Genomic DNA, 11,515 nt, shown 5'->3' with positions numbered 1-11,515 from the left:
AAAACAAAATAATATGAAAACTCTAAAAAACAACATTTACTTCAAAATAGGAACAATTGTTATCATTACATTGTTACTTCTATTCCCAACTTCTATGATTAAAAGTTTAATCACAGAAAGAGAAGCGACTCAAAACGATGCAATCAGGGAAGTTAGTTCTAAATGGGCAGAAGAACAGACAATTTCAGGACCTTTTATTTCTATTCCTTATTACAGGTATGTAAAGGAATTTTCAAAGAAGGACTCAATTGAAAAGATTGTTCAATTAAAAGAATACTTACACGTTTTACCTACTCAACTAAATATTTTAGGTAATATAAATCCAGAAAAGCGTTACAGAGGGATTTACGAAATTGTTGTTTATAACTCTAAACTTGACATTTCTGGCACATTTAATAAGTTGGACCTTGCTTCCGTTGATATTCAAACCAAAAATATTCTTTTCGACAAAGCAGAATTTATTATTGGAATTAACGACTTAAGGGGAATAGAAGAAGAAGTAAACTTATCTTGGAACAACGAAAAAATTTCATTTAATCCTGGTGTCACTTCTAATGACGTTGTAAATTCTGGAATTAATGCTATAATTAATATTAACCCAAATGACAGCTCGACTTATAGTTTTAAGTTTAGTTTAGACCTTAAAGGAAGCCAACTTTTATATTTTACGCCAGTAGGAAAAGTAACTGATATTAATTTATCTTCCGACTGGCCAAACCCAAGTTTTAACGGTGCCTTTTTGCCTGACAATCGAGAAGTAACAGAAAAAGGATTTAAAGCAAATTGGAATGTATTACACCTCAATAGAAACTTCCCTCAAATTTGGACAGGCACTCGACACTCAATAAGCAATTCCTCTTTCGGTATAGACTTAATATTGCCAGTTGACAATTATCAAAAATCATATCGATCAATTCGCTATGCTATATTGTTTATTGGATTTACATTCTTAGTTTTTTTCTTTATTGAAGTTCTAAATAAAGTGTTTATTCACCCAATCCAATACATTCTTGTAGGTGTAGCGCTAATTGTTTTCTATACCCTTTTGCTTTCAATTTCGGAACATATTAAATACAATCTTGCATTTATAATATCCGCTTTATCTACACTCATACTTATCGCTGGTTATGTTGGAGCTATTCTAAAATCTAGCAAACTGACAATGCTGATTTCAGGAATATTGACAGTGCTTTATACTTTCATATTTGTGATTATACAACTTCAAGACTATGCTTTACTTATTGGAAGTATTGGAATATTTATTATACTCGGACTTGTAATGTATTTTTCTCGAAAAATTGACTGGTACAACTTAAATCTTAATAACAAGGATGAATAAAAAAAGGCTTATAACAGCACGTTTGCAAAGGGGAGGTTTTGAGCTGGCAGACCCATTTGTGGGTAATCAAAATTTGTTTTTCGCATCAACATTTGTGCTAAAAATGCCGTCCATAGCAAAGCTCCAAATCGTTGGGGTAAAAAAGATTTTATTTAGGTTATAAACAAAGCTAATTGGCTGCGATAATAATAAAAAAACTGTTCGTTTTTGAAGATATATTACAAAACACTTTTCAATTCTTCTTTTATAAAACTTATCGCAACACTACTAGGAGCTTCAATTTCAGTAAGGGCTGTTAAAACAGCTTCTCGCAATTGATTAGCATCTCCAATTGTTGTGTTTAATGATGTATTTCGAATCAATTGAACAGTAGTAGTTTTTGATTTGTTTATAACTTCCCAGCACGCTTGAGAAACATAAATTTGTTGGGTTAAATTGTGTTCGTATTCGGTTTGAATAGCATGAATTAAAAGTGTAGCATAATCATTTTTATCTGCTGTAGACGGATTCATACGCAACAATAATTGAGCAGGATGTATACGTTCCAAAAATAAAACCATGCGCTCATAAGCTTGTAAACGAAGCGGCAATGACTCTTTTTGATTTTCTCTTAACAACAACCACCTTCGTGTATTTTGTTGATCTTTAAAGTGAGCGGCAAACAAAAAATAAGCTATACCACCCGTAATTAGTGAGGGTAACGTATACGAAACAATTTCAATAATCTTAGGTGCATCCATGTGTATAATTTTCAAACACAAAGAAAACATTAATATATTAAAATTCCAATAACAAATAGGCAAAAGACAATAGCGCATTGGCAATAATTATAAAATAAAAAAATATAATTATAAATTCATTTTGTATTCTTAATACATACTGTTGTAATTAAAATAGGAAACACCTATTTTTGTAGATTACAAATAAAGTTATGATTCAAGATCACATCAATAAATTAAATGAAGCGCAGAGAGCCCCTGTTTTGCAAAAAGATGGTCCCATGATTGTTATTGCAGGAGCTGGATCAGGAAAAACAAGGGTTTTAACAGTGCGTATTGCTAATTTAATGAGTCAAAATGTTGATGCTTTCAACATATTAGCCTTAACATTTACAAACAAGGCAGCTCGCGAAATGAAAAAGCGTATAGCTGATATTGTGGGTAGTAGTGAAGCTAAAAACCTTTGGATGGGTACATTTCACTCTGTTTTTGCTCGTATTTTACGTTCAGAAGCAGATAAATTAGGATATCCCTCAAACTTCACAATTTATGATACTCAAGATAGTGTGCGATTAATTTCGGCAATCATAAAAGAAATGCAATTGGATAGAGAAATTTATAAGCCCAAGCAAGTTTTAAGTCGTATTTCATCCTATAAAAACTCCTTAATTACCGTTAAAGCCTATTTCAACAACCAAGACTTACAAGAGGCAGATGCCATGAGCAAAAAGCCTCGTTTAGGTGAAATTTATCAAAATTATGTAGAACGCTGTTTTAAAAGTGGCGCAATGGACTTTGATGATTTATTGTTGAAAACTAATGAATTACTGAATCGTTTTCCCGACGTGTTAGCCAAGTACCAAGACCGATTTAGATACATCTTAGTTGATGAGTACCAAGACACCAATCACTCCCAGTATTTAATTGTTAGAGCTTTATCTGATCGATTTCATAACATTTGTGTGGTAGGTGATGATGCCCAAAGTATTTATGCATTTAGAGGGGCTAATATCAGTAATATTTTAAATTTTCAAAAGGATTATGAAAACGTACAAATGTATCGTTTGGAACAAAATTATCGCTCATCTAAAAACATTGTAGAAGCGGCCAATAATGTTATCGATAAAAATAAAACCAAACTCGATAAAATTGTATGGACGGCAAATGAAGATGGAGAAAAAATAAAAATTCACCGCAGCATGACTGATGGTGAAGAAGGGCGTTTTGTGGCTGCAACTATTTTTGATCAAAAAATGAATAAGCAACTAAACAACGGGCAATTTGCTATATTGTATAGAACCAATGCACAATCTCGGGCTATGGAAGATGCTTTGCGTAAACGCGATATTCCGTATCGCATTTATGGAGGGTTGTCGTTTTACCAACGAAAAGAAATTAAAGATGTTTTGTGTTATTTGAGATTGGTAATTAACCCTAAAGACGAAGAAGCATTAATTCGCGTAATCAATTATCCAGCAAGAGGAATCGGAAATACCACCATTGAAAAATTAACAGTTGCTGCTAATCATTACAAACGATCTATTTTTGAAGTATTAGAACACATTGATAAAATTGATTTAAAACTAAATGCAGGAACCAAAACAAAGTTGCAAGATTTTGTTACCATGATAAAAAGTTTTCAAATAATTAATGAAAATCAAGACGCATTTTATTTGGCCGACCATGTCACAAAAAAAACAGGTTTAGTTCAAGAATTAAAAAAAGATGCAACGCCCGAAGGAATTGCACGTATTGAAAATATAGAGGAGCTGTTAAATGGAATTAAAGATTTTATTGAAGGGCAAAAAGAAATTGATGGTGCAAGGGGAGCTTTATCTGAGTTTATGCAAGATGTTGCTTTGGCAACCGATTTAGATAAGGATACGGGTGATGAAGATCGAGTAGCTTTAATGACGATACACTTGGCTAAAGGATTAGAATTTCCGTATGTATTTATTGTAGGTTTAGAAGAAGATTTATTTCCGAGTGCTATGAGTTTAAATACACGCAGCGATTTGGAAGAAGAAAGACGGTTGTTTTATGTTGCCTTAACACGTGCCGAACATCAAGCATACTTAACATATGCTCAATCGCGATACCGTTGGGGAAAACTTGTAGACAGTGAGCCATCGCGTTTTATAGAAGAAATTGACAGCCAATTTGTAGAATATTTAAATCCCCTTGAACAATCTAATTATCGCTATAAGCCGATGATGGATATGGATATTTTTGGAGATGTTGATAAGTCTAAATTGCGATTAGCAAAACCAACTATAGGAACACCGCCCACAAATTTAAATTATGCAAATTCACCTAATTTAAACATTCGAAAATTAAAACCCTTAAGCGCTAATTCGCCATCAAACTCCAATGAAAGTAAAGTTGAAGTTGGAAACACTATCATGCATGAACGATTTGGAAAGGGTGAAATTTTAAATATTGAAGGCGTAGGAGGTGACAAAAAAGCCGAAATACGTTTTGATGTAGGTGGTATTAAAAAATTATTATTGCGATTTGCCAAATTAGAAGTATTGGCATAAGTAAAAAACTAAACTGTAAAACTAATGGCTAAATTTATTAAAATTTACCAAGATAATCCTAACGAAGCCTCTATCAAAAAAGTGGTGGATGTCTTGAGAAACGGTGGAATTATTATTTATCCAACCGATACGGTGTATGGACTTGGTTGCGACATAACAAATTCAAAAGCATTAGAGCGAGTTGCACGAATAAAAGGCATCAAATTAGAAAAAGCTGATTTTTCATTCATTTGTAACGATTTAAGCCATATTTCTGATTATGTAAGACAAATTGACACTGCTACCTTTAAAATACTTAAAAGAGCTTTACCTGGGCCTTATACCTTTATTTTACCAGGCAATAACGATTTGCCTAAAGATTTTAGAAAAAAGAAAACCGTTGGAATTCGTGTTCCAGATAATAATATAGCTTTACAAATTGTTGCCATGCTCGGAAACCCTATAGTTTCTACTTCTATACATGATGAAGACGAGGTTATAGAATACTCAACCGATCCAGAATTAATTTATGAAAAATGGCAAAATAAAGTTGACTTAGTTATAGATGGAGGATATGGTGATAATGTTGCATCTACCATAATAGATTTATCGGGTCATGAACCTGTAGTAATTCGGGAAGGAAAAGGAAGTTTAGATATATTATAGAAAAAGCATATCTATTTTTTTTTAGCATCGCAATTATATAAGTTTAAATTTTGTCAAAAACATTCTTAATAACTTCTATTTTTTTTGTTTTAAAATCTTAAGAAATGCCTTATATTAGCACAAATTCGAGAGATAAAAAATGGCAGAAGAAATTCAATACAACGAAGACAATATACGATCACTCGATTGGAAAGAGCATATTAGAATGCGCCCAGGTATGTATATTGGTAAGCTTGGTGATGGATCATCTCCAGATGATGGAATTTATATCTTAATCAAAGAAGTTATTGACAATTGCATCGATGAGTTTGTTATGGGTGCCGGAAAAACTATTGAAGTAACCATTAAAGACAAAATGGTAACGGTTCGCGATTATGGTCGTGGAATACCTTTGGGTAAAGTTATTGATGTAGTATCAAAAATGAATACCGGTGGAAAATATGATTCTAAAGCTTTTAAAAAATCTGTAGGATTAAATGGAGTAGGTACTAAAGCCGTAAATGCACTTTCCAATTATTTTAGAGTAGAATCGGTTCGAGACAACCAACAAAAATCTGCTGAATTTTCTGCAGGAAATTTGACTCTAGAAGAAGAAATTCAAGAATCATCTAAAAGAAAAGGTACTAAAGTTTCCTTTATTGCCGATGAAGCCATTTTTAAAAATTATAAGTTTCGAAATGAATATGTCATTAAGATGCTTAAAAATTATTGTTATTTAAACCGAGGTTTAACCATATACTTTAATGATGAAAAGTATTTTTCAGAATATGGTCTTAAGGATTTATTAGATGAAAACATCTCTGAAGAAGATATGGTTTATCCAATAATTCACTTAGAAGGAGATGATATTGAAATTGCATTAACCCACAGTAAATCACAATATTCAGAAGAATATCATTCGTTTGTAAACGGACAAAACACCACACAAGGAGGAACGCATTTAAGCTCTTTTAGAGAGGCTATAGTAAAAGCAATTAAAGAGTTTTACAACAAGCCTTTTGAAGCCTCTGACGTACGTAAATCTATTGTTTCTGCTATTTCTGTAAAAGTAGAAGAGCCTGTTTTTGAAAGCCAAACTAAAACCAAATTAGGTTCAACAGATATAGGCCCAAACGGACCAACGGTGCGTACATTTGTAAACGACTTTATCAAAACCAAATTCGATAATTTTTTACATAAAAACCCACAATTTGCAGACGCTTTATTGCGAAAAATTCTTCAAGCAGAACGCGAACGAAAAGAACTTTCGGGCATACGAAAATTAGCAAAAGATAGAGCAAAAAAAGCCAATCTTCACAATAAAAAATTACGCGATTGCAGGGTACATTTAACAGATGCAAAAAACCCCAGAAGTTTAGAGAGTACCCTTTTTATTACTGAGGGAGATTCAGCCTCAGGCTCCATTACCAAAAGTAGGGACGTAAACACTCAAGCAGTTTTTAGTTTGCGTGGAAAGCCTCTTAACTCTTATGGAATGTCAAAGAAAATTGTGTATGAAAACGAAGAATTCAATTTGTTGCAAGCTGCCATGAACATAGAAGAAGATATGGGCGATTTGCGTTACAACAACATTGTAATTGCAACCGATGCCGATGTCGATGGAATGCACATTCGTTTATTGTTGATCACGTTTTTCTTGCAGTTTTTTCCAGAATTGATAAAAGATGGTCATTTGTATATTTTACAAACCCCCTTATTTAGAGTTCGTAATAAAAAAGAAACAATATATTGTTACAGTGATCAAGAACGAGTTGATGCTATTGAAAAGTTAAAACCCAAACCTGAGATTACTCGATTTAAAGGATTAGGAGAAATTTCGCCCGATGAATTTAAACATTTTATAGGAGAAAGTATTAGACTCGACCCTATTATGCTAGATAAAGCAACATCTATTGAAACACTACTTGAGTTTTATATGGGTAAAAACACACCCGACCGACAAGAGTTTATAATCAATAACTTGAAAGTTGAATTGGATGTGATTGAAAAAGAATAGTTATGAAAAATAATGTTTTTATAGTAGGCTCTATTTTAATTGTGTTCTTATTTGTTGTTGTGTTTATTCATTTTTCAAATGATCATAAAGAATGCGAAACAGTTGTCAATACATTAACGTATTCAAACGGTACTGTTGTTAAAACAGAAGAACATATTTGCAAAGAAATATATAATTTTTAATTAAAAAGATACTGAATTCTGAAATAAATTTAGAACATGTAAATTCAGCATAAATGAACGAAGACGAAGAAAACACTTTAGCAGAAGACGAAAATAACGAATCTACTAACGAAAAAGGTTTCGATGATGTAAAAATTCATGGAGAGAAGCATTTTTATGAAAATAACGAAAACCCAGAAGATACCATTACAAAAGTAACGGGTATGTATAAAGAATGGTTTTTAGATTATGCCTCTTATGTAATTTTAGAACGTGCCGTGCCAGCTATTGAAGACGGTTTTAAACCCGTACAACGTCGTATCATGCATTCAATGAAAGAATTAGATGATGGTCGATATAACAAAGTTGCAAATATTGTAGGTCATACGATGCAGTATCATCCTCATGGTGATGCCAGTATAGGTGATGCCATGGTGCAAATTGGTCAAAAAGAATTAATTATTGACATGCAAGGAAACTGGGGAAATATCCTCACAGGTGACAGTGCAGCAGCGTCTCGATATATTGAAGCTCGTATATCAAAATTAGGCCATGACATTTTGTTTTCTCCAAAAATCACAAATTGGGGCACTTCTTATGACGGTCGTCGTGCAGAGCCAATCAATCTCCCTGTAAAATTTCCATTGCTATTAGCCCAAGGTGCTGAAGGAATAGCGGTTGGTCTTTCTACAAAAGTATTACCTCATAATTTTATTGAATTAATAGATTCGTCTATAAAAATATTAAAAGGGAAACCCTTTACACTATATCCAGATTTTCCAACTGCGGGTATTGCAGATGTTTCTAATTATAACGATGGTCTTCGAGGAGGTCGTGTGCGCGTTCGAGCTAAAATTTCGCAATTAGACAAACAAACATTGGTAATTACACAAATTCCATTTTCAACCAATACTTCAACATTAATTGATAGTATATTGAAAGCCAATGAGAAAGGAAAAATTAAAGTTAAAAAAATTGAAGACAATACGGCTGCTGAAGTAGAAATTTTAATACACTTAACGCCTGGTATTTCTCCCGACAAAATGATTGATGCATTGTATGCATTTACGGCTTGTGAGTCGTCAATTGCTCCACTAGGATGCGTTATTGGAGATCATAAACCTATGTTTATAGGGGTGTCAGAAATGTTAACTATTTCAACCAACAGAACGGTTCAATTGTTAAAAAGAGAATTGGAAATACAGTTAGACGAACTCGAAAATAAATGGCATTTTTCTACCCTCGAAAAAATATTCATTCGAGAAGAAATGTATATTGACTTCAAATTATATTCTGATAGAGAAACCCTATATACTTACTTATATAAAAGTTTTGAGATATTTAAGCGAGATTTTGTTCGCGAAATTAATGATGATGACTTGCAAAAGTTAACGCAAATTCCAATGATAAGAATCACACGTTTTGATTCGGATAAGGCAGATGACTCCATTGCTAAATTAGAAGACGAAATGCAGCGTGTGAAGCATGATTTAGATCATATTATAGATTATGCTGTTGCTTTTTTTCAAATGTTAAAAGACAAATACGGCAAAGGAAGAGAACGTCAAACAGAATTGCGAAGTTTTGAAAATATTGAAGCTACAAAAGTAGTTTTAAGAAACACAAAATTATATGTAAATAAGGAAGAAGGCTTTTTGGGTACAGGATTAAAAAAAGACGAATATGTTGGCGAATGCTCTGATATTGATGATGTTATAGTTTTTTTACGAGATGGGCGTATGATTATTACAAAAGTTGATGAGAAAAAATTTGTAGGCAAAGACATTATTCATATTGCCATATTTGACAAAAATGATAAAAGAACCATTTATAACCTTATTTATCGCGATGGAAAAAGCGGTGCTTCATTTGTAAAACGCTTTAATGTTTCGGGTGTTACTCGCGATAAAGATTACCATTTAACTCAAGAAAAACCAGGTTCGCAAATTTTATATTTTACAGCTAATCCTAATGGTGAAGCAGAATCTATTACCATTTTATTACGACAAGTAGGCAGTGTTAAAAAACTGAAATGGGATATGGATTTTTCAGAAATACTCATCAAAGGACGAGTATCAAAAGGAAACACAGTAACCAAATATCCTATTAAGAAAATTGAGTTAAAAGAAAAAGGAATTTCTACTCTTAGGCCCCGAAAAATTTGGTTTGACGATACTGTTCAACGATTAAATGTAGATGCAAGAGGTGAGTTACTAGGTGAATTTAGACCAAACGACCGCTTATTAATCATCAATCAATCAGGAAAAATAAAAACCATTATTCCAGAACTGACCACTCACTTTGAGACAGATATGATTGTTTTGGAAAAATGGAACCCAAACAAACCCATATCAGCGGTTTATTACGATGGAGAAAAAGAACGTTATTACATTAAACGTTTCTTAATTGAAAATGAAAACAAGGAAGACTTTTTTATTACAGAACATCCAAAATCTCAACTAGAAATTGTTACAACAGATTGGAAGCCCATGGCCGAATTTGTTTTTGCAAAGACAAAAGGGGTTCAAAAAGAAAATTCAATAATTAACTTAGAAGAATTTATTTCTGTTAAAGGATTAAAAGCATTAGGAAACCAATTAACCACAGACAAAATCAAACAAGTTAATTTGTTAGAACCTTTACCTTATGAAGAACCTGTTCAAAAAATTCCTGAGGATATAGAAGTTACCGAAGAAAACAACGTTTCAGAACAAATACAAAACGATTTAGATGATGATGGACAAATGACTCTTTCGCTTGATTAGATCAAAGTACTAAGAGTACTAAATATAATATTTGCAAAATGAATTATAATATTCAAGTCTCTATTATTGGCGGAGGTTTAGCAGGCTTAACTGCTGGAATTGATTTGTTAAAAAGAAATTTTACCGTTGTTTTAATTGAAAAAAATGAGTTTCCAAAACATAAAGTTTGTGGTGAATTTATATCCAATGAAGTTTTACCTTATTTAAATGAATTGGGGATAGATATTGAATCACTACAGCCTACAAAAATCAACAAAACTCAATTATCTACTCATTCAGGGAAAACAATAGAATCAAAATTGCCTTTAGGTGGTTTTGGAGTAAGTCGCTATAAATTAGATAATTATTTGTACTTAAAATTTATTGAGCTAGGAGGAAAGGCTTTCAAAGACACCGTGTCAAGTGTTGAGTTTTCAAATGATGTTTTTACTATTTATACACAATCAAACGAAGTTTATACGTCTAAAGTTGTTTTAGGTGCTTTTGGTAAACGGTCCAACATTGACATTCAATTGGATAGAAAATTTATTAAACAAAAATCTCCTTGGCTCGCAGTAAAAGCTCATTATTTAGGAAACTTTCCTAATGATTTAGTAGGCCTAAGTAGCTTTGATGGTGGATATTGTGGAGTTTCTAAAGTTGAAAAAAATATAATTAATATTTGCTATTTAGTTAAATATGAATCTTTTAAAAAACACAAGAACATTGAAGAATTTCAGAAAAATGTAATGTATAAAAACAAGAATCTTAAGCAAATATTTATAGAGAGCAAATTGCTGTTTAAAAATCCATTAACAATTAGTCAAATTTCTTTTGAAGAAAAACCTAAAATTGAAAATCACATATTAATGTTAGGTGATGCAGCAGGTTTAATTCACCCTTTGTGTGGTAACGGTATGGCAATGGCAATACATAGTTCTAAAATAGCAAGTTACTTAGTTTCAGATTTTCTTCAAGAAAAAATTTCACGATTAAATTTAGAATTACAATATGCTGTAGTTTGGAAAAAAACGTTTGCTAAAAGAATTAAATTTGGAAAATATTTATCTAAACTCTTATTGAATTCATATCTTTCAAAAATAACGATGAATCTATTGACCCAAGTTCCTTTTTTACTACCCATAATTATAAAAAAAACCCACGGAAAACCTTTATAATGACTATCGATACAACATACAGAACAGAAGAAGATGAAATTATGGATGATTTTTCTTTAAAAGGGGAAGAACTTCGTGATGCACTGGATAAAATAGCGGCTATAAACCAGTTTTTAGGAGGAAACAAGTTAACTTTACAAGGAGTTAAAAAACTAATTTGTACCAAAGAAGAAATAACAATTGTCGATGTAGG

8 protein-coding genes and 1 pseudogene are annotated in these 11,515 nt (G+C 32.2%); 8 read left to right on the top strand and 1 reads right to left on the bottom strand.

Annotated elements, in window-relative coordinates; all coding sequences use genetic code 11:
• Positions 1-1,339, top strand: a 1,339-nt coding sequence (creD, locus tag AABM47_RS01530; RefSeq protein ID WP_338409158.1) for a cell envelope integrity protein CreD, incomplete at its 5' end; no start/stop codon positions are given.
• Positions 1,340-1,557: 218 nt separating this feature from the next.
• Here creD and AABM47_RS01525 read toward each other — a convergent pair.
• Positions 1,558-2,079 carry a hypothetical protein gene (locus AABM47_RS01525; protein ID WP_338409157.1) on the bottom strand — a complete coding sequence of 174 codons (522 nt, stop codon included), beginning with the start codon at positions 2,077-2,079 and terminating at the stop codon, positions 1,558-1,560.
• A gap of 194 nt (positions 2,080-2,273) precedes the next feature.
• On the opposite strand from AABM47_RS01525, the gene AABM47_RS01520 reads away from it, so the two are divergent.
• The 7 genes and pseudogenes from AABM47_RS01520 to AABM47_RS01490 all read left to right on the top strand — a co-directional run.
• Positions 2,274-4,598, top strand: a complete 2,325-nt coding sequence (locus AABM47_RS01520) for a UvrD-helicase domain-containing protein (protein ID WP_338409159.1) — start codon at positions 2,274-2,276, stop codon at positions 4,596-4,598.
• A gap of 24 nt (positions 4,599-4,622) precedes the next feature.
• Positions 4,623-5,243: an L-threonylcarbamoyladenylate synthase gene (locus AABM47_RS01515; RefSeq protein ID WP_338409156.1), complete on the top strand. Its 621-nt coding sequence runs from the start codon at positions 4,623-4,625 to the stop codon at positions 5,241-5,243.
• A gap of 139 nt (positions 5,244-5,382) precedes the next feature.
• Positions 5,383-7,239, top strand: coding sequence for a DNA topoisomerase IV subunit B (locus AABM47_RS01510; protein ID WP_338409155.1), 1,857 nt, complete (start codon positions 5,383-5,385; stop codon positions 7,237-7,239).
• A gap of 2 nt (positions 7,240-7,241) precedes the next feature.
• Positions 7,242-7,421, top strand: coding sequence for a hypothetical protein (locus AABM47_RS01505; protein ID WP_338409154.1), 180 nt, complete (start codon positions 7,242-7,244; stop codon positions 7,419-7,421).
• Between the two features lie 53 nt (positions 7,422-7,474).
• Positions 7,475-10,165, top strand: coding sequence for a DNA gyrase/topoisomerase IV subunit A (locus AABM47_RS01500; protein ID WP_338409153.1), 2,691 nt, complete (start codon positions 7,475-7,477; stop codon positions 10,163-10,165).
• Positions 10,166-10,203: 38 nt separating this feature from the next.
• On the top strand, positions 10,204-11,322 hold the full coding sequence (locus AABM47_RS01495; protein WP_338409152.1) for an FAD-dependent monooxygenase: 1,119 nt from the start codon (positions 10,204-10,206) through the stop codon (positions 11,320-11,322).
• Positions 11,322-11,515 (top strand): annotated as a pseudogene (locus AABM47_RS01490) (methyltransferase); the annotation flags it as partial. The gene AABM47_RS01495 and the pseudogene AABM47_RS01490, both read left to right, overlap by 1 nt.

The organism is uncultured Flavobacterium sp., from assembly GCF_963925415.1.
Classification (GTDB): Bacteria; Bacteroidota; Bacteroidia; order Flavobacteriales; family Flavobacteriaceae; genus Flavobacterium.
Note: the sequence above shows the minus strand (reverse complement) of the source record. Positions and strands in the feature narration are given on the sequence as shown.

Bases quoted from the DNA above. Each gene is read 5' to 3' on its own strand.
- AABM47_RS01525 (WP_338409157.1), bottom strand. From the start codon at position 2,079: ATGGATGCACCTAAGATTATTGAAATTGTTTCGTATACGTTACCCTCA.
- AABM47_RS01515 (WP_338409156.1), top strand. From the start codon at position 4,623: ATGGCTAAATTTATTAAAATTTACCAAGATAATCCTAACGAAGCCTCT.
- AABM47_RS01510 (WP_338409155.1), top strand. From the start codon at position 5,383: ATGGCAGAAGAAATTCAATACAACGAAGACAATATACGATCACTCGAT.
- AABM47_RS01505 (WP_338409154.1), top strand. From the start codon at position 7,242: ATGAAAAATAATGTTTTTATAGTAGGCTCTATTTTAATTGTGTTCTTA.
- AABM47_RS01500 (WP_338409153.1), top strand. From the start codon at position 7,475: ATGAACGAAGACGAAGAAAACACTTTAGCAGAAGACGAAAATAACGAA.
- AABM47_RS01495 (WP_338409152.1), top strand. From the start codon at position 10,204: ATGAATTATAATATTCAAGTCTCTATTATTGGCGGAGGTTTAGCAGGC.